Genomic DNA, 26,962 nt, shown 5'->3' on the forward strand with positions numbered 1-26,962 from the left:
GATGCGGTCCCTTGCGTGTCTCCCCTCTACCAACGCTACGCGCGGTCGAGGGGACGGTGCGAAAAACAAGGGGACTTCGAATGAGTTTGGGTAATCGAACCGCATGGACCACGGGCCGGGCCATGCTGATGGGCGGTGTGTCCGCCGCCGCCATGCTGCTCGGCGGCGCCGCTGTCGCGCAGGACGCCCCGGCCGATCCGCAAGCGTCCAGCGAAGACACGATCGTGGTCACCGGCTCGCGCATCCGCCGCTCCAACGCGACCACGGCGATCCCGACACAGATCTTCACGACCGACGATATCGACGAGTCCGGCACGGTGGATGTCGGTGAAATCCTGGTTGATATTCCGGGCGTCGATTCCAGCCTGTCGCCGGAAAGCACCGATCTGAGCATCCAGAATTCCGGTCTCTCGACCATCAACCTGCGTGGCCTCGGCTCCGAGCGGACGCTGGTCCTGATCGATGGCCGCCGCGCCGTGTCGAACTCCGGCAATGGCGAACGCGTCAGCCTGCAGACCATTCCGGCCGGCTTCGTCGACAGTATCGAAGTGACCACCGGCGGCGCCTCGGCGATCTACGGTTCCGACGCCATTGCCGGCGTCGCCAACATCATCCTCGAACGCAACATGGAAGGCGTCGAGGTCGATGCCCGCTATGGCTGGGCCGATGCGAGCGGTGAACGGGAAACCACGCTCGAGCTGACCATGGGCCGCAATTTTGACAATGACCGCGGCAACATCATGGTGGCACTGAGCTATGACCATGAGACAGCGGTCTATGCCGACGAGACCCGTCCGGACTCGCTGCGCACCGACGACTGGTCGGGCAATGGCGAGTACAATGACTACTCGCTGACCTCCTACATTCCGGGCGGCCGTTTCGAGAGCGACGATGCCTGGAACGTGGATGGCGTCTGGTACAATGACAAATCCTTGGCGCCGGACGATGGCCGCAATCCATCGGTCGGCTTCGAAACCGCGCTGGATGGCTGGAATTACCGTCCCGGCCGGACCCTGTCCCCGGAAGTCACGGCCTACACCGCCGCTGCCCGTGGCCGTTACGAGCTGACGCCGCGGATCGAGGTGTTCGCCGATCTGCTCTGGTCGCGCGTGGACAGCCTGTATGAAGGCTCCTACGAGTCCGCCATCTACTCGACGGACATCGGCCCGATCGGCAATACGTTCGATATCGGCCAGATCTCCAGCAGCAACCCCTTTATCCCGGCAGCCGTCGAAGAGACGCGTTCCGGTTCGGTCAGCTGGTATCGCCGTTTTGTCGAAGTGGGTCAGGAAACCCGTGACAACGAGCGCGAGACGATGCGCCTTGCCACCGGTCTGACGGGCGAGCTGGGTGAAACCTGGCAGTGGAACGCCTTTGCCACCTATGGCCGGTTCGAGCAGAACCAGATCCAGGGCAACAACCTGAATTATCTCAACATCCACTACGCGCTGGATGTCGAGTCCGATGGCGCCGGCGGCTATCAATGTGCCGATGCCGGTGCCCGTGCGGATGGCTGTATCCCGCTGAATATTTTCGGTGAGGGCTCGATCACGCCGGAAATGGCCGACTACATCCGCATCGACGGTCACGTGCAGCAGATCCGCGAGCAGACCGTGATCGGCGGCTCGATGGATGGCGAGCTGTTCGATGCGCCGGCCGGTGCGGTTTCAGCCGCCTTCGGTCTGGAATGGCGGGAAGAAACCCAGGACACGAATGTTGACGCCATCATCCTGGAAGAGACCACCAGCCTGTCGGTGATCCCGGAAATCGAAGCCAGTTTCGATGTGGTGGAAGCGTTTGCCGAGGTCGAGATCCCGCTGCTGGAAACCGTCACCGCACAGCTTGCCGCGCGGGTGGCCGACTATTCCACGATCGGCACGATCTCGTCCTACAATGTGGGCGGCTACTGGGAGCCGACCGACACGCTGCGTTTCCGTACGCAGTATTCGCGCTCGCAACGCGCCCCCACGATCACCGAATTCTACTCGGCGCCGCGTCAGGACGCCGACGATCTGCGCGATCCGTGTGACGGCCTGAGGCCGGACGGTTCGGGTGTCACCGCCCCGCCGGGTACCGGTTTCGATCCGGCCGTGATCGCTGCCAATTGTCTCAGCAATCCTGGCATCCAGGCCTTCTTCGCCGATCCCAACAATGTCGGACAGCCCTTCGAGTTCGACGGTTCGGTGAATGCGCCGAACGCCGGCAACAACACGCTGACCGAGGAAACCGCCGACACCTTCACCATCGGTGCGGTGTGGGCGCCGTCCTTTGCCGAAGATCTCGTCTTCATCGTCGATTATTACAATATCAAGGTCGAGGACGCGATCGGCTCGGTTTCGACGCAGACCACGGTCGACCTGTGCTATGGCTCGCCGAACTTCCCGGACAACCGTTTCTGCGACGTCGTCACGCGCGACACGTCGAACGGCCGGGTGATCGAGGTGATCAACCGCCAGGAAAACCTCAACGAGCTGCTGTCCGAAGGCATCGACGTGTCGGTGCTGTGGGACTTTGAAGTGCAGTCCGTGCCGGGCGAGTTCGGCCTGGACCTGCGCTATTCGCGCTCGCTGGCCGACGAGTACGAGTTCATCGGTGAAGCCGGCACGCCGGTGCGCGAGGACTCCAACGGCTCGATGTACGATCCGACCCACGAAGCCCGGGCACGCCTGTCCTGGAGCCGCGGCGACTTCTACGCCAGCTATACACTGAAGTACGAGTCCGGCGGCATCGACGATCTCGATGTGGATCCGAGCGATCCCTACTACTTCGAGGCCGACGACCGCTTCGTGTCGAACATCTATGCCCGCTACCGTTTCGGCGACGATTACCGCACCACGGTCTATGCCGGCATCAACAATCTGTTCGACGATTACGGCACCTTCCTGCCGAGCAATTTCAACTCGGGCAGCACGGCCAACCTGAAGGGGCCGCAGAACGATCCGATCGGACGCCAGTTCTACGTCGGCCTCCGCTCACGCTTCTAAGTCTCTTCCTCCGAGACGATTGGGTCCGGCACCCTGTCCTGTCTTTATGGCAGGGCAGGGTGCCGGGCACTCTTCCAACGCTTTGACTGGACGGCGCCGGCGCGGCGCTGCGAGGATAACATGTTCCGCCAATTCGCTTTTTCCGCCGTGGCTGCGATGCTGGCCGCGAGCGCATCCCTGCACCCTGCCTTCGCCGAAGACCCGCTGCCTGCAAGGCTTGCCGCCCGGCCGGACATCCCGGCGGCCGACCGGTATATGACGCCGGTCGATATGGTCGAGCTTCGCAGTATCGGCGAAGTCTCGCTGGCCGATGACGGTCAGCGCGCCATTGTCACAATGACCCATGCCGACTGGGCCGAGGACGAACGCGCCGACCGTTACTGGGTGCTCGATATCGCCTCCGGCCAGCTGAGCTACCTGTCCGGCTTCGACGAGGCCGATACGGTGGCCTTCTCGCCCGACGGCCGGATGCTGGCGGCGGACCAGCCGCCGGAGGGGCGCAAGGAAGACGAGGTCTTCCTGGCCAATGCCGATGGCAGCGATCTGCGCCGGCTGACCCGCCACCCCACCGCTGTGCAGAGCATGTCCTGGTCGCCGGACGGGCAGTTCATCTACTACCTGGCGACCGACGATCTCAGCGACGAGCAGCGCGACCGGCGTGACCGGGTCGAGCTGATCGAGCCCTATTTCGAGACCACGCGTCACCGTCATCTCTGGCGGGTCGATGTGGACAGCGGCGCACGCCAGCGCATGACGCAGGGCGACTGGTCGGTGCGCAGCTATGATGTCGCCGCCAGCGGTGCCGTGCTGATCCGGATCGCGCCGGCCGCCGATCTGGACTCCGCCTATGACAGCGAGCTCTGGATCAGCGAGACGCCCGAGCCGGGCGGCCAGTTCCGCCGCATCACCGCCAACAACTGGATGGAAAGCAATGCCCGCCTGTCGCCCGATGGCCGGCGGATTGCCTACAAGGCCCGGGTCAGCGGTGACGGGCTCGACTATGTACAGAACAATCTCGTCGTTATCGATCTGGAGACCGATGAGAGCCGGATCCTGACCGAGGGGTTCGATTTCGAGGTCGACGGCATGGCCTGGCTGCCCGATGGCGAGACGCTGGTCGTGGCGGTGCAGGCCGGTGTGCGCTCCGGCCTGGTGCGTATCGATGCGGAAACCGGCGAGGTGACGGCGCTGTCGCTGCACGACCGGCACCTGGCCGACTGGTCACTGGATGCGGCGGGCAATGCCGTTGCCCTCTTCGAGACACCGGCGACGAATGGCGATCTCTGGCGTATCACCGCCGACGGCGCGGAAACCCGCCTGACGACGATCGGTGCGGCCACCGTCGCGCCCTATCACCTGCCCGAACAGCAGCTGATCCGCTGGAACAGCCATGACGGCCAGGTGATCGAGGGGTTCTACTTCCCGCCCCTGGTCCACACCGGCGACGGTCCGCCGCCGCTGGTGGTGCAGGCCCATGGCGGGCCGCGCTCGGCGGACGAGTTCGGCATGTGGAAATGGGGGCGCTATGTGCCGGTCATGACCGCACAGGGCTATGGCGTGCTGTGGGTGAATTATCGCGGTGGCACCGGCTATGGCGACGCCTTCATGCAGGCCATGCACGGTACTTATTTCGCCCATGCCGACCGCGATGTGATGAGCGGGGTCGACTATCTCGTGGAAACCGGCCGTGCCGATCCGGATCAGCTGATCATGTCGGGCTGGAGCGCCGGCGGCCACATGACCAACCGGCTGATCACCACGACCGACCGCTTCCGCGCGGCCTCGTCCGGGGCCGGGGCCGTCGACTGGGCGGTGCACCATCTGACCAGCGATACCCGCCAGGCGCGCCGTCTGCTGTTCGGCGCCGACGCCTGGGCCGAGGGGGCGCTGGAGTCCGTGTTCCAGCCGCAATCCCTCTTGCGGGACCTCTACCGCGTGACCACGCCGACGCTGATCTTTGCCGGCGAGGATGACGAGCGGGTGCACCCGTCACAATCCATCATGCTGTATCAGGCGCTGCGCAATCTGGGTGTCGAGACGCGGCTCTACCTGGCGCCGGGCGAGGGGCATTCCTTCTCGGACCTGTCGCACCGCCTGTTCCGCATCAATGCCGAACTGGACTGGTATGCCCGGCATCTGGGGCGGGAAGCCTATGAATGGCAGCCCCTGCCCGTCGATCCGGAGGATGAGGAGGATTGACCGGTCGCGTGTCCGGAGCATTTTCAGCAAAAGTGGGAACCGGTTTTGCGGTTCGAAAATGCGACCGCTGAAAACTAGCGCGTGCCGATCTGGCGCGGGGTGAAGGTGGGGGCCGGCAGTTCGACCGCTCCCGCCGCCCTGGCCGCGTCGAGGAAGGCCACCAGCTCCGGTACCGGCAGCGGCCTGGACAGGCCGAAGCCCTGCGCCCAGTCGCAGCCCAGCAGTTTCACGATCGCCAGGCCCGCATCGTCCTCGACACCTTCGGCGACGAGGTCGAGGCCGAGATTGTGCGCGAGGTCGACGGTCGACTTCACCACCATGCGGTCGCGTTCCGACGTCGCCACATGCTGCACGAAGGCGCGGTCGAGCTTGAGTTCGCGCGCGGGCAGTGTGCGCAGATAGGCCAGTGACGAGAGACCCGAACCATAATCGTCGATCGACAGGCGCACGCCCGCCTCGTTGATGCGGTTCAGGTTGGCGATGGCCAGTTCCGGATCGTCCATCACGGCGGTTTCCGTGATCTCGAACGTGATCCGGCCCGCGGCGGTCCTGATCAGGTCGAGGGCGATATCGACGAAATCCGTATCGCAGACGAGCGCGCCGGAGATATTGGTCGCAACGCAGATATCGTGACCGGCTTCGGCAAGCCGCCGCTGGTCGTCGATCACCCGCTGGATCGCCCATTCGGTGAGCGCGCGGATATGCCCCATCTCTTCGGCCTGATGGATAAAGGCCGCCGGCGGAATGAAGCCCTGCTGCGGGTCGAACCAGCGGCACAGCGCTTCGGCAGACTGGTAGCGGCCGGTGCGCAGGTTCAGCTTGGGCTGGTAATGCATGCTCATATCGCCCGACCGGGTCGCCTGGAGCATGCGGGTCATCAGGGTCAGATTGCGCGACGGATCGCCATACTGGCCGGCGTCGAACAGGGCTGCGGCCTCGCGATGTTGCTGCGCCTGGTGAACGGCAATCGTGGCGTGGCGGATGCACAATTCCGGATCGTCGCCGATCCCGACGCCGCCGCGGACGGAGACATCGATATCCAGATCTGCAATCCGGACGGGCTCGGCCAGCCGCTCCACGCAGGTCCGGGCCAGCGCCAGGGCGTCGTCGGCGGTGCGGCAGGTCGCCAGAATGCCCAGCATGCCGGGCGAGATGCTGTAGACCGTGTCGACCAGCTCGATCTCGCGCAGGCGGGCGGCCATGCGGGCCTGGATCTCGGCGAACTTGGTGAAGCCCAGAACGCTCTCCAGATGCTTGCGGCGATTGAGCTGCAGCGCGATCACATTGGGCGGTACGTCCGAACGCACGGCCCGCTCCTCAAGGCTGCGCTCGAGCGCGGCGCGTGACGGCAGGCCGGTCTGGGAGTCCTCATACAGCGTGCGGGCCAGGATGCGGGCACGTTCCTTGGCCGAGCGCTGGCGCACGACGGCGACGATCAGCAGCATCAACACCAGGGCCAGCGCCGCGGTCGCGACGATCACACGCTGGCTGGCCCGCGAGCTCTGCAGGGCGAGCTCGCGCTGCAGGCCCTCGATCCGCAGCCGGTCGATCTCCATTTCCTGGATGGCGAAGTCGAACTGGGCATTGATCAGGGCCGTATTGGCCGAGGCAGCGAATTCCGCGCGGTCGTCATCGAGGCGCTTGAAAGCGCGCAGATGCGCCATCGCCTGGCGCCAGTCGCCTTCGGACTCGTAGAGCTGCGCCGCCATCTCGTGATAGGTGATGTAGGCCTGCGTGGTCGTGGTCAGGTCGCGTCCTTCGAAGACGCGTTCCATATGGCTGATCGCGGTCGAGATATCGCCGCGCGCATAGGCAATCTCGGAGCGCACGCCCCAGAAGAAACGCGTCCACTCCAGATCCGGCATGTCGCTGACACGTTCGAAGGCCAGGTCGATACTGGCGGTGGCGTTGTCATAGCGTCCGGCCTCGACCTGCATGATCGCCAGGTTTTCGAGGATGCGGGCCTCCAGCGACGCGCTCTCCATGTCGCGCGCGAGGGTCAGCGCCGCCTCGAAGGCCAGTTCCGCCTCGTCATAGCGTTCCAGCTGGGTCAGCGCATTGGCGATATTGTTGTTGGCCGACAGGCCGAGCGCCGGGTCCTGATAGCGTTCCAGAGCATGACGGAAATACTCGACCGCGCGCTCGTACTGGCGTGCATCGGTATAGAGCGAGGCAATGCCCTGCAGGGTAATGGATTCGCTGCGCGGCTCGCCGATGTCGCGGTAGATGTCGTAGGCATTCTGGTAGTTTTCCAGCGCCTCGCCATGGCCGCCCAGCATCTTGTTGATGCGGCCCAGCGCGGTGAGAATATCTGCGTGAAGCTTGCTGTTCGGCGGGGTCTCGCCCAGCGCCTCGAGCGCGCGTTCGGCGACGGGCAGGGCGTCCTCGAACCGGGCCAGGCGCAGAAGGGCTTCCGCCTGCAGCCACCAGACCGTTGCCTGGGCCGTGGCCGGATCGGTGAAATCGGTGATGGTCGGGATCAGGGCTTCGGCCGTGCGGGCGCGTTCGAGCGCTTCCTGCGGCGAGGCCATCATGACCGCCTGGGCCGATTCAACGGCCTGACGATAGCTGTTTGCGGGCGGCACATCGTCCGTGCGGACATGACCGGACGCAGGTCCGCACACTGCACCGAGCAGCAGACACGCGCCTGCGATCGCCAGGATTAGCCGCTGCATTGACTTACTTGCCTCCCCAACTCGGCAGGTCCACCGCGCGGGAGGTTAGGGCATGCAAGTTAATATAAACCAAAACCCCTTCGCGATTGCGAAAGGGCCTTGATTTAGCTGGCGAATAAGGCTCGCCCGAGCGGGAGGAGCACGGGCTAGAAGCGCATGCGGAAGCTGGCACCGGCGGCCAGATCGTTTCGGGCCCGGTCGAAGGCATTGCCGGCGACCTGCTGGCGGGCGAACAGGCTGGCTTCGCCCTGGATGCCGGGCAGCGGCGTGGAATAGAGGAATTCGGTGTAGAGCGGACGTTCCCCACCCAGTTCCCAGACCTGGCTGTCAAAGCCCAGCGCTCCGGTCTCCCGGTCGGTCACACGGGCTGCCGTGTAACGCAGGGAGCCCGTCTCCACGTGCAGCGGCTGCATCAGGCTGACGCGGATGGCGTCGGCCTCACCGGCGATGCCGGAATACTGGATGCTCATTTGCGCGGCGGTCGAGACGATATTGTCGTCGAGGTCCAGAAGGCCGCTGTCGAACGCGGTCTGACGGGTCACGGCGGCCGTGGTCGAGGCGCTCAGCCGCAGGCGCGGCGTAAGCTCGGTGTCCACACCCATCGAGAAGGCGCTGGTATCGGCGCCGCCGGAGAAGTCGAGCGGTCCGGTGCCCTGGGCACCCAGCAGGCCGGTGCTCTCGTGCAGCTGTGTCACGGCGCCGTGCAGGGTGGTGGTATCCGTCAGCCGGTGTTCGATCGCCACGTTCAGCGCCATCGCCTGGTAGGCGGCGAGACCGTCATGCAGCGGCCGCTCCTCGCCCGTACCGGGGATGAGATAGGTCCGCTCTTCGTGATTCATCGTCGAGCCGACTGTCAGGCGTGCCCGCTCGGAGAGCTGGAAGCCGCTGGCGGCAAAGACGCCGCCCGATGCGAAGCCGAGGACGGGGTTCACGCCGCCGGTCTCCGGGCGGTGATCCGAGAACAGGCCGAACCCGTCATTCCCCGTCAGGGCGAGCGCCCCTTCGCCGACACCCAGCATGACATCGCGACCCGTGCTGCGGTCGGCAAAGCGAAGCCCGGTCTGGAAGCCCAGCTCGCGCGACAGGCCGCGGCCCTGCAGATCGGTGGCGCCGGCAAAGGCGGTGACTTCCAGATTGCCGCGGCGCAGGACCGGACGGTCCATCAGGCCGGCATCGGTGAAGCTCGCACCCGAGCTGCCTGTGGTGCGCTCGTAGATATAGGTCTCGGCATAGATGCTGGAAACATTGTCGGAGAGGCTGGAGCCCGCCGTCAGCGCGTCCACCGAGATCTCGAAATCGCGGAAGGTGTCGTTGACGTTCTCGAACAGCACGACCGTATCGCTGGAACCGTAGCGGAAGCGCAGGCGGCCGCCATCGATCATCACGTCGCTGGCCGAAACCTGGCGGCCGCGGCGGTCGACGACGTAGAGATCGCCGGCGTCGATGGGCGCCATGGCGCCGGCCACGTTCAGAAGCCCGTGGCCGTAGACGGCGTCCACACCCTCATCGCCCAGATCGGTGGCGGATTGCAGCAGGACATCGGCAAGATCGGCACCCTCCAGCCAGCCCCAATGACCCTTGACCAGCGCGGCGGCGCCGGAAACGAGCGGTGCGGCAAAGGACGTGCCGGACACGCGGACCACACCGCCATCGCCATCATCGACCAGGATCAGCTCGCCCGGAGCGACCAGGAAACGGTCCATCAGGCGATGGCCGGGCTGGCAGCTGCCCCGCACCGTCAGGCAGGCCTCGCCCGGACGGTTGGAGAAGCTGGAGATGTGGCCGCCCGGATCGACGGAGCCGACAATCAGGAGGTTCTCGACGGTGTTGACGCCGGTCCAGTCCACATCGACCGTCTGGGCGGCGCCGTCATTGCCGGCGGCCAGAACGAAAAGCGTGTCGTCGCCGAACAGCCGCACGAAGGGGCTCGTGAAGATACGCTCCCATTCCGGCGCCAGCGTCCAGCCGGACACGCCCATCGACAGGTTCACGATGTCCGTCTGCATCAGGGCGAGATAGCTCATCCCCAGCTCGACCGTGCCCCAGTCAGTGGTCTGGGTGTCGTCATAGGGGTCGAAGGAGACGAGGTCGGCATTCTGGGCCACCCCCATCACGCCGCTACCGTCGAGCGGTGCGTTGATCAGGCTGCGGACCGCGGCGCCGTGATGGAAGTCACGCGAACCGAAATCGCCCTGGCTGAGCTGGAAATAGCCGTCGCCGGACCGTGTGGAGAAATCCATCAGGCCGATGCGGACGCGATCGCCGCCGCCATACATCTGCGACAGGGCCGGGTACCAGTTCGCCGCGGCCATCCAGTGATCGACATGGTCGATGCCGGTATAGGACATCAGATTGTCGTAGAAGGTCAGGAAAAACTCGGAACGGTCGGCGGCATCCATGCTCGCCAGAGACGCCGGATCGGCCGGATCGATGCCGAAGTCGTCGAGGAGCGCGTTGAGGAAAGCGTCGTTCATCGACTTTCCGGTCGCGCTCTGGATGGCCTCGCCGAAGACGTTTTCCGCCTCGTCGAAGATCAGGTTGAGGCCATCGGCGATCGGCTGGTAGTCGCCGGTTTCCGGATCGATCTGGTCCCAGCCGAGATTCATCACACCCCAGACACCGCCGGCGGTTTCCCAGAACGGATTGATGTCGCCGCCGAACGGGTTGATGTCCCCGCCGAAGGGATTGATGTCGCCGCCCACGGTCGAGAGATCGCCCCAGAACGGATTGATGTCGCCACCGAACGGGTTGATGTCGCCGCCAAAGGGATTGATGTCCCCGCCGAACGGATTGATGTCGCCGCCAAAGGGATTGATGTCACCCCAATAGGGTTCGACATTGCCCCAGAACGGGCTGACGAAACCGTAGAACGGGCTCTGCGACGCCTGGAACGGATTGATGTCCCCGCCGAACGGGTTGATGTCGCCACCAAAGGGATTGATGTCCCCGCCGAACGGATTGATGTCGCCGCCAAAGGGATTGATGTCCCCGCCGAACGGATTGATGTCGCCGCCAAAGGGATTGATGTCCCCTCCGAACGGGTTGATGTCGCCGCCAAAGGGATTGATGTCCCCGCCGAACGGATTGATGTCGCCGCCAAAGGGATTGATGTCCCCGCCGAACGGATTGATGTCGCCACCAAAGGGATTGATGTCCCCGCCGAACGGATTGATGTCGCCACCCATGGCCCGGACAGGACCCTGGCTGGCCGTTTCCTGGGCCAGGGCACCCTGGCTGAAGATGGCGGAAGACATGACGAGCGCGGTTGCGGCCGCGCCGCTCAACAACTGACGTTTCATGGACATCCCGTTCGCTTGACCCTGTTAAGAGAATATTAACAGAGCTTTCAGTGGCTCGGCTAGGGGCGAGGCGCAATTTGTGCTCGATATTTTATACGTCGGGCCCGTCAGCGTGTGCCATCATCCGGTGCGAGCGGGGCTGTGCGGCGTCCGGGCGCACGTCCTGCCTGCCGCGTCGTGGTATAGAGGGCCGGTGAAGGGTGGATGGAGCCCATGCAGGACACGCGGGGCCAGAGCAGTCGAGACACGGCGTGTTTTCGCACGCGCGGCCTGACGAAAGTCTATGGCAGCGGTGCGTCTGCCGTGCATGCCTTGCGCGGGGTCGATCTGGAGATTCCCGAGGGTGATCTGGTGGTCCTGCTGGGGCCGTCCGGGTCGGGAAAGTCCACGCTGCTCAACATACTGGGCGGCCTGGACCGCCCGACCGGCGGCGAATTCCTGTTCCGCGGCGAAGATCTCACCCGGGCCTCGACCCGGGCGCTGACCCTTTATCGGCGCCGGCATGTCGGTTTCGTCTTCCAGTTCTACAATCTCATGCCCTCCCTGACGGCCCGGGAAAATGTCGAACTGGTGACGGAGATCGCGCAGAACGGTCTGTCCGCCGGCGAGGCGCTCGAACTGGTCGGGCTGGAAAAGCGCGCGGATCATTTCCCGGCCGAACTGTCCGGCGGTGAGCAGCAGCGTGTCGCGATCGCGCGGGCGATCGCCAAGCGGCCCGAGGTCATGCTGTGCGACGAGCCGACCGGCGCGCTGGACAGTGCGACCGGCATCCGCGTGCTGCAGGCGCTCAAGACGGTCAACGAGACGCTGGGGGCGACGACGATCATCATCACCCACAATGCCGGCGTCGCGGACATGGCGCATCGCGTCATCACCTTTTCCGACGGGCAGGTCGGCAATGTCCGCGTCAACACCGAACGGGCCAATCCGGAGGATCTGGCATGGTAGGCGGCGGGCGGTTCGACATGGCGCGCCTCGTGCCGCGCAAGCTCGACCGCAAACTCCTGCGTGACCTCTGGGCAACCAAGATGCAGGCCATCGCGATCGCCTTTGTCGTCGCCGCCGGCATCGCGGTTCACGTCGTGGCGGCCGGCATGCTCGACTCGCTGCAGGAAACCCGGCGCGCCTATTACGACCGCTACCGGTTTGCCGATGTCTGGGCGCCGGTGGTGCGGGCGCCCGACCGGCTCCTGGCCGATATCCGCGACATTCCCGGCGTGGCTGCGGCCGAGACGCGGGTGACCTCGCATGTCCTGTTCGACATTCCCGGCATGGACGCCCCGGCCAGCGGCCAGGCGATTTCCCTGCCGGACAGCGGCCGCCCCGCCGTCAATCACATCCATCTGTCGGAGGGCCGCCTGCCGCGCCGCGGCCAGCGGGACGAGGCCGTTCTGCTCGATGCCTTCGCCCGGGCACACGGCATTGCAGTCGGGGACACAGTCTCCCTGACGCTGCATGGCGGACGGGAGTCGCTGCGGATTGTCGGGATCGCCCTGTCGCCGGAGCATGTCTATGCCGTGGCGCCGGGGCAGCTTGTGCCGGATGCCCGCCTGTTCGGCGTTGTCTGGATGGGGCGCGAGGCCCTTGCCCAGGCCGTCGACCGCGACGGCGCCTTTACCGAGGCCGTCGTGACGCTCGAACCGGGCTATCCCGAGGCCGCAGTGACCGGCGCCCTGGACCGGCTGCTGGCGCCCTATGGTGCGCCGGGTGCCTACGGGCGGGAGCAGCAGATCTCGGACGCCTTCATCTCCAGCGAGATCACCCAATTATCGACCATGGCGCGGGTGCTGCCGCCGATCTTTCTCGCCGTGGCCGCCTTTCTGGTGAATGTCGTCCTCACCCGGCTCGTGGCGATGGAGCGCACCGAGATCGGCCTGCTCAAGGCGTTCGGCTATCACGATGGCGACGTGGTCTGGCACTATGTGAAGTTCGCCGGTGCGATCGGGGTGCTGGGCCTGGCGATCGGGCTCGGCCTGGGCACCTGGCTCGGCCGGCAGATGGCGGTGCTCTATACCGAATACTACCACTTCCCCTTCCTGATCTTCCGTCTCGAGGCGGGGGTCTACCTGTCGGCCTGCCTCGTGACGGCGCTCGCCGTGGGCGGCGGTGGCGCCCTGGCCGCCTGGCGGGCGGCCCGGCTCGATCCGGCCGTGGCGATGCGGGCCCCGCCGCCGCCGGACTATTCCAAGTCCATCGGCGCCGGCCTGACGCGCTGGCGGATGCTCGATCGCCAGACCCGGATGGTGTTCCGGCAGATCCTGCGCTGGCCGGGACGCTCGGCTTTCACCCTGGCCGGCGTGTCCGTGTCCGGCGGTCTGCTGATCGGAACACTCTTCTTCCTCGACAGTGTCGATGTGATGATCGACGTCTATTTCAACAGCGCCAACCGGCAGGACGTCTCCGTGTCCTTTGTCGAGCCGCGCTCCCGGGAGGCCTTTCATTCGCTGCGCCGCATGCCGGGCGTGATCGAGGCCGAGCCTGTGCGGCAGGTGGCGGTGCGGCTGCGGCACGGTGCCGCCGAGGAGCGCACGGCGCTGTCCGGTGTGCCGCGCGGGGCGCGCCTGTCGCGCATGGTCGATCTGGACAATCGCAGCGTCGAGGCCCCGCCGGGCGCCCTGGTCATGTCGCAGGACCTGGCCGACAAGCTGTCCATAGCCGCCGGCGACCGGATCGAGGTCGAGGTCACAGAAGGGCGGCGCCCGGTTTTCGAACTGCCGGTCTCGGCCGTCACCACCACCCTCGTCGGTTCCGGACTGCAGATGGAGATCGGCGACCTGAACCGCCTGCTGGGCGAAGGGCGCGTGCTGTCGGGCGCGTCCCTGCGGGTCGATGCCCATGAAACCCGCGCCCTCTACGCCCGGCTCAAGGATACGCCGGGCATTGCCGGCGTCTCGCTGCAGAGCGAGGCCGAGGACCGCTTCGTCGAACTGCTGGACCAGAGCCTGGGCACCTCGATCATCATCTATACGGGGTTCGCGGCCCTGATCGCGATCGGCGTGGTCTACAACAGTGTGCGGATCTCGTTTTCCGAACGCGAGCATGAACTCGCCGTGCTGCGCGTTCTGGGCTTCACGCGCGGCGAGGTCGCCTATGTGCTGCTTGGCGAGATTGCCATCCTGACGCTGCTGGCCCTGCCGGTCGGTGCACTTCTGGGAACAGGGCTGGCCTGGGGCTTTTCCCAGGCGATGAGCTCGGACCTGTTCCGCCTGCCCTTCGTGATCAGCCCGCGCACCTACGGCTATGCGGCCGGTGTCGTGCTGGTGATCGCGATATCATCTGCCCTCATGATCCGCTCCCGGCTGGACAAGCTGGACATGGTCGCCGTGCTCAAGTCCGGCGAATAGGAGATCGCTCGCATGAAACTCAGCTTCCGGACCGTGTTCTGGGGATCGGCCGCCCTGATCGTCATCGTCCTTCTGGTCCTGGCCTTCCGCCCGCGGCCGGTGCCGGTCGATATGGGCGAGGTGATGAGCGGGCCCATGTCGGTCACGGTGAGCGATGAGGGGCGGACGCGGATCCGCGATGTCTATGCCGTCGCAGCCCCGGTCGGTGGCCGCTTGCTGCGGGTGGCGGCCGAAGCCGGCGATGCCGTTGCGGCGGGCGATGTGGTCGCCCGTCTCCTGCCCAGCGAACCGGCCTTCCTGGACGCCCGCACCGAAGCCGAGGCGCGCGCTGCGGTCGATCTCGCCGAGGCCGGCCTGGCCGCATCCCGCGCCGATGCCGAGAGTACCGCCGCCACGCTGGAGCTTGCACGGTCGGAACATGCGCGTATCCGCGCGCTGTTCGACAGCGGCATCGCCTCCCAGGCACAACTCGATCGCGTGGCCAGCGAGCTGCGCGCGGCCCGGGCAGCGGACAACCGGGCGCGGGCGTCGGTCAATATGCGGCAGGCGGAAGTGGAAGCCGCGCGTGTCCGGCTGCTCGGGCCGGACGGCGCGCCGGGCGGCAATGGCAGTGTGCTGGATATCCGGGCTCCCGTCGGCGGTGTCGTGCTGCGTGTGCTGCAGGAAAGCGAGACGCCGCTCGCACCTGGGGCTGTCGTGATGGAGATCGGCGATCCGGCGGATCTGGAGGTCGTGGCGGAATTTCTCTCCACCGAAGCCGTGCAGGTTGAAGCGGGTGCCGCCGCCCGGATCACCGACTGGGGTGCGGGAGACGATCCGTTACCGGCGCGCGTGCGCCGGGTCGAGCCCTATGGCTTCCTCAAGGTCTCGGCGCTGGGGGTCGAGGAACAGCGGGTCAATGTGATCCTCGATTTCGACGCGCCGGCCGACAGCTGGCGGCGGCTGGGCCATGGCTACCGGATCGAGGCGGCGATCACGGTGTGGGAAACGGGCGAGGCGGTTCAGGTGCCCGTCGCGGCGTTGTTCCGCGAGGATGGCAGCTGGGCCGTCTACCGGGTCGAGGACGGCCGGGCCCGTCTGACGCCGGTCGAGATCGGCCACGACAATGGCGAGACCGCAGAGGTGCTGTCGGGGATCGAGCCGGGCCGCCGCATCATCCTCTATCCCGGCGCGGGCCTGTCCGACGGCGTCCGTGTTGAGCTGCGCGATCCGGAATAAAAAGAACGGCGGCCCGAAAGACCGGGCCGCCGCACAGGGATGTGGCGGCTGGTCGGGGCCTAGAAGTTGACCGTCACACCCACCGTGTAGACCCGGCCCAGCACGTCATAGAGGCTGGGGAAGGTGTTGCCGGAGTTGAACGAGGTTGTCCCCGTCGAGTTGCCGATGACCGGCGGATCCTCGTCGAAGATGTTGGTGACCGTCGCGTTGAAACGGACATTGTCGCTCAGCCGGTAGGACCCGGCGAGATCGAAATAGTCGTAGGCTTCGATCGAACGGAAGGCCGGGAACAGGTTTGCGGCCTCGCCTGTCTGCGCGTCCATGCCGGACAGGTGACGCCACAGGTAGGACAGTTCGACATCATCGAAGCGCCACGTCGTGCGCTGCACGATACGCAGTTGCGGCACCGGATCGCAGGTCGTGCCGTAATATCCGTTGCAGTCGACCACCGCCGAGAAGGGCGCCGATTGCAGCTCGTTGGTCAGGTAGTAGTTGGCGTTGACGTTGATATCGAGATTGCCCCAGTTGCCCAGGTCGTAGCCCGTATTGGCGCTGATCTCGATCCCTTCGGCCCGGCGGAAGGACAGATTGGTGTTGTAGCCGGGAAGGCCGGCCCCCGACGTTGCCAGCGATCCATTGATCCGCACGATCCCGGCACAGCCGGCCGGATCCGCCAGGACGTAGCACGCATCCATCGCCTCCTGTCCCGAGAACGTTCCGATGAAGTCGTCGATCTGGATATCGTAGTAGTCGATCGAGATCAGCGGATCGGTGAGGCGGGGCAGGTTGAGGCTGGGCGACCAGACCAGGCCCAGCGTCAGGGTCTCGGCCGTTTCCGGACCGGGCAGTGCATTCGGCTGGGTACCGCCGAACTGGTTGACCTGTCCCGACACGATATCGCCGACGACACCGACCAGCGCCGGCGGCACGCCGGTCGCTTCGCACAGCGCGCGCAGATTGGCGTCGATCGGGTTGGGATTGCCGGCCGAGCAGGGGTCGAACGTCGCGTTGGACAGGCCCGTGGTGATCGGGCTGAACAGCTCGCCGATGTTCGGGGCCCGGTTGGCCTGCTGCAGCATGGCCCGCAGACGCAGGCTTTCGACCGGAGACCAGTTGATACCGGCCTTCCAGGTCGCCGACTGGCCGGAGATGGAATAATCCGAAAGACGATAGCCCAGCTCGACATTGAGGTCCTCGAACAGGGGCCGCCCCTCGGCCAGCGGGATGAACATCTCGCCGAAGGCCTCGTAGACGTCATAGGAACCGGAGACCGGCAGCACATTGCCGCCGGCGCCGCCCTGACAGCTGGTCGGCGGGGTTTGCAGGCAGTTGTCGGGCAGGGTCGATGCCGTTTCCTGGCGGTATTCGATCCCGAACGCCGCGTCGACCGGATGGTCTGCCCAGGGCATCTGCCAGCCGGACACCGGCCCGCTTGCCGAAGCGGACAGGATGTCCTGCGTCGTCTTCTCCTGCAGCAAGGCGGTGACCGAGGCATAACCCGCCATGGCGTCGGTGATGGTCCCGAAACCGCCGGAGAACAGATCCAGCGGCACGCAGGTCGATGGGCCGACCTGTCCGTTCGGCGTGATACAGGTCGTCGCGTCGACCGTGTTCAGCGCCGTCGCGATATTGGTCACATTCGTGTAGCCGGCGCGCACCCGGGTCCGGTCGGACTCGCCGTGCTGGTAGGACAGGTCATAGCTCCAGTCGCCCCACAGATCACCGCGCAGGCCGGCAACGAGATGGAACTGGTTGGCATCGAAGGCTTCCGAGCGTGTGCCCAGTTCCAGCGTGCGGCGGCGGATCGGCACCGAAATGGAGTCGCTGAGATCGAAAACGCCGTTGGAATTATTGTCGATCGCGCCGGTCGTCGGATCGAACACGCCGACGCCCGCATTCGTTGCAAAGCTGTTGATCTGGTCCAGGATCGACTGGCGGGCCGAGGCCGACAGGAAGGGATTCATCAGCGGCACAGTGAACACATTGCCGAACACGCCGGAGGGCGCGATCTGCTGGGTCACATTCGTCGCGGTGAAATTGCCGCGGCCGTAGAGCTCGAAATGCCGGTTGATCTCGTAGCGGCCGACGAAATCGAGATTAAACCGCTCCTGGGGTGTCTGGTAGTAGTTGAACGGATTGAAGTTGAAGCGGGAACAGCGCGGTCCCAGCGTTCCGTCATTGCGGAATTGCAGGGTCTGTCCCGGCAGGTCCAGCGCGGTCGGAATGGCGGTGGTGGAGCCGGAGGCCGTGTTGTCGACCCCGTTCGGTGACTGGCAGTCCGCCTCTTCGGGCAGCAACGGGGCGCCGCCCAGACCGGAGCCGTTGGTCGACGAGACGCCGACAAGCCCGAACGGGCGATCGCCGAACTGCACGCCCATGCGCTGGGTATAGCCCAGGCTGGCCATGACATTGCCGCGACCGTTGTCGAGATTGGTGCCCAGAAGGACGGACAGATTGTGCTGTTCGCCGTCCGACTGTTCCGACGCGCGGCCCTCATAGCTCAACTCCACGCCTTCAAAATCATTCTTCAGGATGAAGTTGATCGCGCCGGACATGGCATCGGAGCCGTAGACCGCGGACGCCCCGCCGGTGACCACGTCGACCCGTTCGAGCATGTTCACGGGAATGGTCTGGGTATCGACGGTGCCGGCCAGCGAGAACGGCGTCAGGCGTTTGCCGTCGACCAGAACCAGGCTTCGATTGGTCCCGAGGCCTCGCAGGTTGATCGATGCGGCGCCGGAGGTGCCATTGTTGACGTTCTGGCCATCGCCGGGGATCGTCGATGGAAGATTGCGGAATATCCGCTCGATATTCGCCTCTTGCTGGAATTCCAGTTCGACTTCGCTGACCGATGTCACCGGGCTGCTGGAGACCACGTTGGGCGACTGGATACGCGTGCCGGTGACCACGACAATATCATTGCCGGAGTTCGGCTCGTCCTGCGCCAGTGCAGGCGCGCCGGCGGCGGCAAGGCTCAGCGCAACGCCGCCCAGCAGCGCTTTGCGCAATCTGGGCAAGTATCGGTAATGTCCGCTCATTTTTCCCTCTTAGGCATGGATTGAGACAGGCGCGTTCGCGCCCCGACGTGCGGTCCCCCCGCTCGTCTCCATCCACGCTGTCATGGGGGCGTGCGACACTTCGCCGGCAAAGCGTCGATCATCGTGTAAAACGCGATTAGCGGGCTTGGTCGCGGCGAAAAGTCCGGAATTCTTCGGTGAACGGTCTGAAAAGCGCGATCAATGACGTTGACGGGCGTTTCCAGTGTGGCCGCGGTCCTGCATATACTGGCGCGATGCAGAGGGATATCGAGACCGCGTTTGTTCCAGAGAGGCACCACAGGGCACCGAGTACGGCGCTGGGCTTCCGCGGACTGCTTGTCTTCACGGGAATCTTCTGGGGCTGTTTCAGCCTCGTGACGCTGGCCTATGGCTGGGACGCCTTTGGCGGGTCGGCCGTGACGGCCTGGCGCCCCTTGCTCAGCGATACGGTCGGGGCCGGCCTGTCGATCGGCATGGCGCTGGCTTTGTCCGAGGTGCGCCGCTGGGGGCCCGCCGCGCGCCTTGCCCTCGCCGCGGCTCTCGCCCTGGTGGGCGTGGCGATCTATTCGGCTGTGGTGCTGGTGCTTGTCGGACCGCTTATGCCGCCCCCCGAAACGCCGGACGGCGGCACCGAAGGCATGTTGCGCATTATGCTGGTGCATTACTGGGTGTTCGCGGCCTATGGCGGCTTCTACCTGCTGCTCGACCAGGGGCGTGCCGCACCCGGCGGGGTGTCGGAAGACGATGATGCACAGGAATGGCTGCGTACGCGGCTGTTCGGGCGGACCGAGGTCTGGGACGGGCTGAATGCCCGCTGGTTCTGGACGTTCCAGGGCGTGTTCTGGACCGCCATGGTCGTGTTCTCGACGGCCAATCTGATCAATGGCGGCGACAGCATCAGCACGGCCTGGCGTGTCGTTCTTGGCGAGGGGATCGGCATGACCGCCTCGTCCGTGGCGCACTTCCTCGTCCTCAAGCCGACCCGGCTCTGGCCGCTATACCGGCGCGCCGCCCTGGCGCTGGGGGTCGCGATCATTCTGACGATGATCTATGTCTGTGCCATCTGGTTTTCCTACTTCCAGGTTCTGCCGGGTGAGCCGCCGATGCGGAATGGCGAACCTGTCGATACCGGTCTGCCGCTATTGCTCTATCTGGCGCCGCGCTGGATGTTCCTGAACTTCCCGGTCTTTGTCGGCTGGATCGGCTTCTATCTGGCACTGGACGCAGCAAAGCGGCTGCGTTCGCAGGAGCGCCAGCTCTACAATTCGATCATGCTGGCCCAGGAATCACAGCTGAAAATGCTGCGCTTCCAGCTCAACCCGCATTTCCTGTTCAACACGCTCAATGCGATTTCCTCGCTCTTGCTCGATGCCCGGGCCAACGAAGCGGACAAGATGCTCACGCAATTGTCCAAATTCCTGCGCTTTACCCTGGATGCCGCGCCCGACGACCGGGTTCCGCTGCGCCGGGAGATTGATGCTCAGCGCCTGTATCTGGAGATCGAGCAGACGCGCTTTGCCGACCGTCTGAAAATCGCGGTCGATATCGATCCCGTGGTGGAGGATGCACTGGTGCCGACCATGATCCTGCAGCCCTTGCTGGAGAATGCCGTCAAATACGCGGTGTCCCAGACAACCCGTGCGGTCCGCGTGACTGTCGAGGCAAAGGCACTGTCGGACGATACCCTGGAGCTTCGGGTGACGGATACAGGGTCGGGCGGGGTCTCCACGCGCGCCTACAGCGGTGGAGGCGTGGGTCTGAGCAATATCCGCGCCCGTCTGGCCGTGTTGTACGGCGATACCGGGCGACTGGAGGCCGGGCCGCAGCCGGAGGGCGGGTTTGCAGCGGTGATCACGATGCCGCTGGAGCGATCGAGAGCGCCGAAAATCACGGAACGGGAGGAGGAGAGCGATGCGCGTACTTCTGGTCGATGACGAACCGCTGGCCCTGCGCCGGCTGGAAATCCTGCTGTCGCGGCGGCCCTGGGTCGATGTGGTGGCCGCCGTCCGGGACGGTCACGCTGCCGCGAAAGCCGCGCGGGAACTCAACCCGGATGTCGTCTTCCTCGATATCCAGATGCCGCAGCTCGACGGGTTCGAGATCGCGTCCATCCTGTCACAGACCGTGCGGCCGGAGATCATCTTCGTGACTGCCTACGAGGCTCACGCGGTAAAGGCGTTCGAGGCCGCGGCCATCGACTATCTGCTCAAGCCTGTCGAGATGGAGCGTCTGGACGAGGCGCTGGGCCGGGCCCGCACGCAACTGGCCAGCCGCGATGCGACGGCGCGGGCGGACGAGCTGGAAGCGCTGGTCCACACACTGCGCGGTCATGACGGGGAGGGGCATCCGGATCTGTGGATCCGCGATCGCAATGGCCGCATGCGTCTGGAAAAGAACCGCATCGACTGGATCGAGGCCGAGGGCGATTATGTGCGCATCCACGCCGGAGCGCGGTCCTGGCTGATGCGGGCGACGATGACGGCGATGGAGAAAAATCTCGACGATCACCAGTTCGCGCGGGTGCACCGGTCGGCGATCGTCAATCTGCGCCGGGTCGCCCGGACCGCCGCGACGCCGACGGGCAGCAAGACGCTGCGCCTGAACGATGGTACCGAAATACGGGTCGGCCGGGCGTTCGAAGGGCGTGTGAACACCCTTCTGGCCCGGCCGATCTCCTAGTTCATCGATCCCAACTGCGATGGGATTGATCTAGAAGCGTTGCGGTTCGTCGTCCACGTCTTCGGTGGCTTCGTCGACGTTCTCGCCGGCTTCCTCGAACGCGTCGGTATCCTCGCCCGTCACGTCCTCGATGGCGGAATCGACGTCCTCACCGGTGTTTTCGGCCGGCCCGTCGGAACAGGCAGCCAGGATGCCGGCGGCGGACAGCAGAACAAGCCAATGACTCGATTTCATACCCAACTCTCCTTCTGATTGGTCCACTAAACCAACGCGCGCAATGCGAAGGCGTTCCATCCGTCATCAGTCAGGTGCCGGGCGGCGCGTCAGAGCGTCTGTCCGTCGTCGATGGTGATGGCGGTTCCGGTCATGAAGCGCGACCCGTCGCCGGCGAGCATCATGAAGGTCGCGTCGAGGGATGAGGCGTCCATCAGCCGGCGGCGCGGGAAGCCCTGGATCTGGCGTTGTCCGCCCTCGGTCTTGAACCAGTCCGAATTGATCTCGGTCTCGATATAGCCCGGGCAGATCGCATTCACGCCGATGCGGTATTTCGCCCACTCGCGCGCGAGATTCTTGGTCATCGCCACGACGGCCGCCTTGGAGGCACAATAGACGGACAGGCCGGGCAGGGTCGCGAAGGCGGCCATGGAGGCGATATTGATGATCCGCGCCTCTTCGCGTTCGGCAACGCCGCTGTTGATCATGCGGCTGGCAGCCTCGCGCGCGCCATAGAAAACGCCGCGCACATTGACGTCGAACGTGTTGTCGAAGCGCTCCACCGGCATGGTCAGGGCGGCACCGTCGCCGCCGACGCCGGCATTGTTCACCATGATCGAGATCGGACCGAGTGCATCCTGGGCCTTGTCGAGAGCCGGACCGATGGCCTCGGCATCCACGACATCGAGGGGCAGCGCGATGGCCTTGCCGCCCTTTTCCTTGATGGCTTCGACTTCGCTTGCAAGGCGATCCTCGCGGCGGGCCATCAGCGCAACCGAGGCACCTGCATCGCTGAGAAGATGGGCAAACCGGCGGCCGAGGCCGCTCGATGCGCCGGTGACAACGGCCACGCGTCCGGTCAGTGAACTCATGGGAGGCTCCTGCTTTTCCTTATCAACTTTGTGAGCGATACCGGCTGCCGTCGCGCAAATCCAGCATGCGGTATCGCTGTCATGACGATTTCCGCGAAATTTCGCATCCGGCGATGGATCGAAGTCGAGACCGGTGCGTTGATGAAGTGCACGGGCCACAAGATCCCCCCGGTTCAGGCCCGCAGCACCGGTCAACAATGGAGAGACCTAGATGAAAAAGACTGTTCTGATCGCTTCCGTCGCTGCCTTTGGTCTGGCCGCTCCGGTTTTTGCCCAGGATACCACCTTTGCTGATGCCGACACGGACATGAGCGGTGGCCTGAGCCTCGCCGAAGTCCAGGCGATCGCTCCGGACGTGACGTCCGAGGGCTTCGATGCCTACGACGCCGACGCCGATGGCGAACTCAATGAGGACGAGTTCGACACCTGGAAGATGGCGAACCCGGAAGAGAGCAGCGAAGATGCGTCGACCGACGAGGACGACACGGAAACCGAGACCGAGCCGTACAACGGCTGATCCGGTTCCCGGTACGTTGCGAAGCGCCCGCCTCGAAAGAGGCGGGCGTTTTCATTTGTGCGGGGCAGGGGGTGTTGAGAAAAATCCCCGGATCGCCTGCAACACAAGGGGAATCCGAGCAGTGACGGGGAACAGAAGCCGGAGCGGCGCGTTGCTTTACTGCCTTGATAAGACAAACACTACGGAGGCAAGGATGAAGCCCGGAGAAACACCGTCACGGGTCGTGATCTATCTGACCCTGTTCAGCCTTTCGGTGATCCTGCTGCTCGTTCAGCTCAGCTGAACGCAGCAGCAGGAGGCCCGGGACGAGCCTCCCGCAAGTCGAGTTCAAATGCGCTGCGATTATTGTGCCGGCGCGGGTTCGGCCGGCTCGAAGAAGAACAGGACCTGGCCGATCGTTGCGGCAACCGTTTCCGGCATGAAGGGCTTGGTGATGAGATAGGTCGGTTCCGGCCGCTCACCCGTCAGCAGGCGCTCCGGATAGGCGGTGATGAAGATCACCGGCACGTCCGACTCGGCGAGAATGTCATTGACCGCGTCGATGCCGGAGGAGCCGTCCGCCAGCTGGATATCGGCCAGGATCAGTTCCACGTCATTGGTGCGATACAGATCGACGGCTTCCTGGCGGGTGCGGGCAATGCCGACGATTTCGTGGCCGCCCTCGGCAATGATCGCCTCGATATCCAGCGCCACAACCGGCTCGTCCTCGATGATCAGGACGCGCGTGCGCAGACCGTCCTCGATCGCGCCCTGCGCCTCGACCGTCAGCCGGTCGATATCGTCGGTGGAAACCGAAAGTATGATCGCCGCATCGCGCACGGAAAAGCCCTCGACCGCTGTCAGCAGAAGCGCCTGGCGGGCCTTGGTCGGAATGCGCGTCAGGCGTTCCTGGGCGGCGCTTCCGCCGGCCGGCGCAGCCGCGTCCTGTTTCCAGTTGTCGTGAAGCAGCTTGTAGAGCGAAACCCGCGGCGGCAGGTCCCGGTCGATCGGCGTGACGCCGGCGACCGCTGCTTCCAGAGCGGCCCGCACAATCGCGTCGCCCGACCCTTGATCACCCGTCAGCAGGCGCGCATAGCGCCGCAGATAGGGAATGTGGGGTTTTACGTTTTCCGAGAACGGCATCTGGCCCTCGTCCCTCCGATAATCAACAGTCCAGCCCTCAGCATAACGCATTCCCGCGCGAGCGGTTCCAGCGTCCCTGAAAAAAGATGGAACCCATTGCAGCTTGGGGCGTTTCATGCGCCGAGACGGTGTTTTTCCGCCGGTTCGTGTTAGGCTTGTGAAAGCGTGCGGCATAGAAAACATGGAAATCATGAGAGACGATTCTTCAGATTCCCGTCCGCCCAGGTCCGTCGACGCCGATACGGCGCGGGCGCGGCAGCAGCTCATCGGGCGCCGGTTGCGGGACATGTATGACAGCGTCCTGGACGAAGGCGTTCCGGACGATTTCGCAGCACTCCTCAGCGCGTTGGACGAGACCGGCGACGATGCGGCCGAGCCTGCCGGAAAGACGGCAGGCAAGGCGGAAGAGGGGGTGTCGGATGGCTGACGGCAGTCCGGTCGAGCAGGTGCCCGAGACCGAGTTCAAGGCCCTGCTCCACGACATGATTCCGCATATGCGTGCGTTTGCGCGCGGCCTTACCGGCGATGCGACGGCCGCTGACGATCTGGCCCAGGATGCCATGCTGCGTGCCTGGCACCGGCGGCACCAGTTCCGCGCCAACACGAATTTCAAGGCCTGGGTGCTGACCATCGTGCGCAACCAGTTCTATTCCGACAAACGCCGCTCCTGGCGCCAGGTCCAGCTGGACGAGGAAACCGCGCGCGAGACGCTGCCGGCGGCGGTCGACCAGGACAATGTGCTGGCGCTGGACGATGTGCGCCGCGCGCTCGACGAGCTGTCGGCCGAGCATCGCGAAGCGCTGCTGCTGGTCGGTGCGGGCGGGTATGCCTATCAGGAGGCGGCCGATATCTGCGGCTGCGCAGTGGGCACGATGAAGAGCCGTGTCAACCGCGCCCGGGCTCGATTGCTTGAAGTGCTCGAGAAAGGTCCGGCTTTGGCTGCGGGCGGGGACGGCGTTTCGGCGTCCGACGCGCTGGACACCATTCTCAACGAGCTTGAGCATATATCCGAATGCCCGTCGGCCGGCTGAGCGGGTCTTCCAGATCAAACGGGGGGCGGGAGCAGGGACGGGGCCTGCGGCTGCAGCTGCTGGCGATTCTGACGCTCAGCCTGAGCCCGCTCCTTGTTCTCTCCGTCGCCCAGGGTGTGATCGAATTCCGCGAGGAAAGTGCCCGCCAGCGCGACAGCCTGCATTCCGCGCTGGTCGAGGCGTCTGCCGATCTGGCCGGTGAACTGGACCGTGTGTCCGGCGTGGTCACCGCGCTGGCGAATTATCCCGATATCGGCAGTCTGAGCGGTCGCCGCTGCGTCGACACGCTGGCCGCCGTGCGGGCGGCCCAGCCGATCTATTCCAATATCAAGCTGATCGACCGGGATGGCGTCATTGTCTGCGCCGCGGTGGAAACGGTCGATTCCAACAGCGTCCAGCTGGCGGGACTCGACTGGTTCGTGCGTCTCAGAGAGGGCGAGGAAGAGGTTTTCAGCGACGTCTATCTGGACTGGTGGACGGTGCAGCGGCCGGTGATGACGGTGGCGCGCCGGCTCGTCGCCGATGGCGAATTCGCCGGCGCGGTCGCGGTCGATATCGACACCCGCCCGGCCCGCAGCCTGCTGCAGATGCAGGCCCTGCCGCCGGAGGCCAGCCTGGCGCTGAGCGATGCCGACGGCAATCTCGCCTATATTCCCGACGGTCCGCGCGAGGAGCGCATTTCCCGCCTGCCCGACGGTGTTCTCGCCCGGGTGCGCGAAACCGGTGAACCGGTCATGCTGGAGAATGTCAGCGGTCTGGCTGGCCGGGCACTCCTGGTGGCGCCGCTGGCCGGCCGCGATATCCAGCTGGTGCTGATCGCGCCGTCGCTGATACTCGGCAGCTGGGCGGGCTTCGACATTGTGGGAACGGTGCTGGTGCCGTCGCTGATGTGGCTGCTGGCGCTGCTGTGTGTCTCGCTGGCGGTCGATTTCTTCGTGCTGCGCTGGCTTTCCTATCTCGGCCGCATGGCCCGTCTCTACGGCAGCGGACGGCTGGGCCTGCAGCCTGTGCGGGCCAGCCGCGCGCCGGCGGAAATCCGCACCCTGGCGGAGACGATGGCCTCGATGGCCAATGATCTGGAAGCCCGGACGGCGGAGCTGGAAAACGAGGCCGAACAACGCGGCGCCCTGCTGCGGGAAATCCATCACCGGGTGAAGAACAATCTCCAGGTGACGATGAGCTTCCTGAATATCCAGGCCCGCCGGACCAGCGACGCCGAGGCCCGGCGCGTTCTTTCCGAGGCCGGCGGCCGGATCAATGCGCTCGCCCTCGTCCACCGGACGCTCTACGAGAATGACGATCTACGGGTCGTCGAGATGGCCCCCTTCCTCGAACAGCTGCTCTACCATCTGCGCCAGGCCAGCACGGTCTATGGCTGTGATGTCGATACCCGCGTCGAGGCCGACAATGTCGAGCTTGACCCCGACATCGCCATTCCGGCCGCCCTGTTCATCACCGAGGCCGTGACCAATGCCTACAAGCACGCCTTCGAACCGGGCATGTCCGAGCCGGGCCTGGTGACGGTCAGCCTTGAACGGATCAGCGAGGGCGAGGCGACCGTCTCGGTGAGCGATAATGGCAAGGGTTATGCGGAAGGGGCCGGCAAGGGCATGGGCTCCTCGCTGATGGAAGCGCTGGCCCAGCGCCTGGGCGGCGAGCTCGCCCGGTCGGTTTCGCCGGAGGGCGGAGCCTGCGTGACCATCCGCTTTCCCGCCTGATCGGCATTGTCATCGGAATGAAAACGGCCGGCGGATCGCTCCGCCGGCCGTTG

17 protein-coding genes are annotated in these 26,962 nt (G+C 65.2%); 11 read left to right on the plus strand and 6 right to left on the minus strand.

What is annotated here, in order from left to right; genetic code table 11:
* Positions 1 to 80: 80 nt before the first annotated feature.
* Entirely contained in the window at positions 81 to 2,984 is a 2,904-nt protein-coding gene (locus tag PKE71_RS10335) for a TonB-dependent receptor plug domain-containing protein (RefSeq protein ID WP_271186893.1), read from the plus strand.
* A 120-nt stretch (positions 2,985 to 3,104) separates the two neighbouring features.
* The gene (locus tag PKE71_RS10340) at positions 3,105 to 5,183 is read left to right on the plus strand and encodes a S9 family peptidase (RefSeq protein ID WP_271186894.1); all 2,079 of its coding nucleotides are present in this window, start codon (positions 3,105 to 3,107) and stop codon (positions 5,181 to 5,183) included.
* Between the two features lie 74 nt (positions 5,184 to 5,257).
* On the opposite strand, the gene PKE71_RS10345 is transcribed toward PKE71_RS10340, so the two are convergent.
* The gene (locus PKE71_RS10345; RefSeq protein WP_271186895.1) at positions 5,258 to 7,858 is read right to left on the minus strand and encodes an EAL domain-containing protein; all 2,601 of its coding nucleotides are present in this window, start codon (positions 7,856 to 7,858) and stop codon (positions 5,258 to 5,260) included.
* 146 nt (positions 7,859 to 8,004) lie between these two features.
* Positions 8,005 to 11,157: a S8 family serine peptidase gene (locus PKE71_RS10350; RefSeq protein ID WP_271186896.1), complete on the minus strand. Its 3,153-nt coding sequence runs from the start codon at positions 11,155 to 11,157 to the stop codon at positions 8,005 to 8,007.
* Between the two features lie 204 nt (positions 11,158 to 11,361).
* Between PKE71_RS10350 and PKE71_RS10355 the strand changes: the two genes are divergently transcribed.
* From PKE71_RS10355 to PKE71_RS10365, 3 genes are read left to right on the plus strand one after another with little or no spacing between them, the layout of a single operon-like run.
* The gene (locus PKE71_RS10355; RefSeq protein ID WP_373878809.1) at positions 11,362 to 12,105 is read left to right on the plus strand and encodes an ABC transporter ATP-binding protein; all 744 of its coding nucleotides are present in this window, start codon (positions 11,362 to 11,364) and stop codon (positions 12,103 to 12,105) included.
* Positions 12,099 to 14,501, plus strand: coding sequence for an ABC transporter permease (locus tag PKE71_RS10360; RefSeq protein ID WP_271186898.1), 2,403 nt, complete (start codon positions 12,099 to 12,101; stop codon positions 14,499 to 14,501). Before PKE71_RS10355 ends, PKE71_RS10360 begins: the two co-directional genes overlap by 7 nt.
* 12 nt (positions 14,502 to 14,513) lie before the next feature.
* A complete protein-coding gene (locus PKE71_RS10365; protein ID WP_271186899.1) occupies positions 14,514 to 15,719 on the plus strand; it encodes an efflux RND transporter periplasmic adaptor subunit in 1,206 nt (401 codons plus the stop codon).
* 59 nt (positions 15,720 to 15,778) lie between these two features.
* Here the strand turns inward: PKE71_RS10365 and PKE71_RS10370 are convergent, their stop codons facing one another.
* Positions 15,779 to 18,757 (minus strand): TonB-dependent receptor plug domain-containing protein, encoded by a 2,979-nt coding sequence (locus PKE71_RS10370; protein ID WP_271186900.1) that lies wholly within the window; start codon positions 18,755 to 18,757, stop codon positions 15,779 to 15,781.
* 176 nt (positions 18,758 to 18,933) lie between these two features.
* Between PKE71_RS10370 and PKE71_RS10375 the strand changes: the two genes are divergently transcribed.
* Together PKE71_RS10375 and PKE71_RS10380 are read left to right on the plus strand one after the other, a co-directional pair.
* Entirely contained in the window at positions 18,934 to 20,691 is a 1,758-nt protein-coding gene (locus PKE71_RS10375) for a sensor histidine kinase (RefSeq protein WP_271186901.1), read from the plus strand.
* Positions 20,669 to 21,436: a LytR/AlgR family response regulator transcription factor gene (locus PKE71_RS10380; protein ID WP_271186902.1), complete on the plus strand. Its 768-nt coding sequence runs from the start codon at positions 20,669 to 20,671 to the stop codon at positions 21,434 to 21,436. The genes PKE71_RS10375 and PKE71_RS10380 overlap by 23 nt, the downstream gene beginning before the upstream one ends.
* 30 nt (positions 21,437 to 21,466) lie before the next feature.
* Here the strand turns inward: PKE71_RS10380 and PKE71_RS10385 are convergent, their stop codons facing one another.
* Positions 21,467 to 21,670 (minus strand): hypothetical protein, encoded by a 204-nt coding sequence (locus tag PKE71_RS10385; RefSeq protein WP_271186903.1) that lies wholly within the window; start codon positions 21,668 to 21,670, stop codon positions 21,467 to 21,469.
* Positions 21,671 to 21,759: 89 nt separating this feature from the next.
* Positions 21,760 to 22,521: an SDR family NAD(P)-dependent oxidoreductase gene (locus PKE71_RS10390; RefSeq protein WP_271186904.1), complete on the minus strand. Its 762-nt coding sequence runs from the start codon at positions 22,519 to 22,521 to the stop codon at positions 21,760 to 21,762.
* Positions 22,522 to 22,732: 211 nt separating this feature from the next.
* Between PKE71_RS10390 and PKE71_RS10395 the strand changes: the two genes are divergently transcribed.
* Positions 22,733 to 23,038 carry an EF-hand domain-containing protein gene (locus tag PKE71_RS10395; RefSeq protein WP_271186905.1) on the plus strand — a complete coding sequence of 102 codons (306 nt, stop codon included), beginning with the start codon at positions 22,733 to 22,735 and terminating at the stop codon, positions 23,036 to 23,038.
* Between the two features lie 342 nt (positions 23,039 to 23,380).
* Here the strand turns inward: PKE71_RS10395 and PKE71_RS10400 are convergent, their stop codons facing one another.
* Positions 23,381 to 24,160, minus strand: coding sequence for a response regulator (locus tag PKE71_RS10400; RefSeq protein WP_271186906.1), 780 nt, complete (start codon positions 24,158 to 24,160; stop codon positions 23,381 to 23,383).
* Positions 24,161 to 24,350: 190 nt separating this feature from the next.
* On the opposite strand from PKE71_RS10400, the gene PKE71_RS10405 reads away from it, so the two are divergent.
* The 3 genes from PKE71_RS10405 to PKE71_RS10415 are packed head-to-tail and all read left to right on the plus strand — an operon-like array spanning position 24,351 to position 26,909.
* Positions 24,351 to 24,587: a NepR family anti-sigma factor gene (locus PKE71_RS10405; RefSeq protein WP_271186907.1), complete on the plus strand. Its 237-nt coding sequence runs from the start codon at positions 24,351 to 24,353 to the stop codon at positions 24,585 to 24,587.
* Complete coding sequence (locus PKE71_RS10410; protein WP_271186908.1) at positions 24,580 to 25,191, plus strand: sigma-70 family RNA polymerase sigma factor; 612 nt, start codon at positions 24,580 to 24,582, stop codon at positions 25,189 to 25,191. The genes PKE71_RS10405 and PKE71_RS10410 overlap by 8 nt, the downstream gene beginning before the upstream one ends.
* Positions 25,173 to 26,909 carry a sensor histidine kinase gene (locus PKE71_RS10415; RefSeq protein ID WP_271186909.1) on the plus strand — a complete coding sequence of 579 codons (1,737 nt, stop codon included), beginning with the start codon at positions 25,173 to 25,175 and terminating at the stop codon, positions 26,907 to 26,909. The genes PKE71_RS10410 and PKE71_RS10415 overlap by 19 nt, the downstream gene beginning before the upstream one ends.
* The last annotated feature ends 53 nt before the right edge of the window (positions 26,910 to 26,962 follow it).

This window comes from Maricaulis virginensis, assembly GCF_027922185.1.
Classification (GTDB): Bacteria; Pseudomonadota; Alphaproteobacteria; order Caulobacterales; family Maricaulaceae; genus Maricaulis; species Maricaulis virginensis.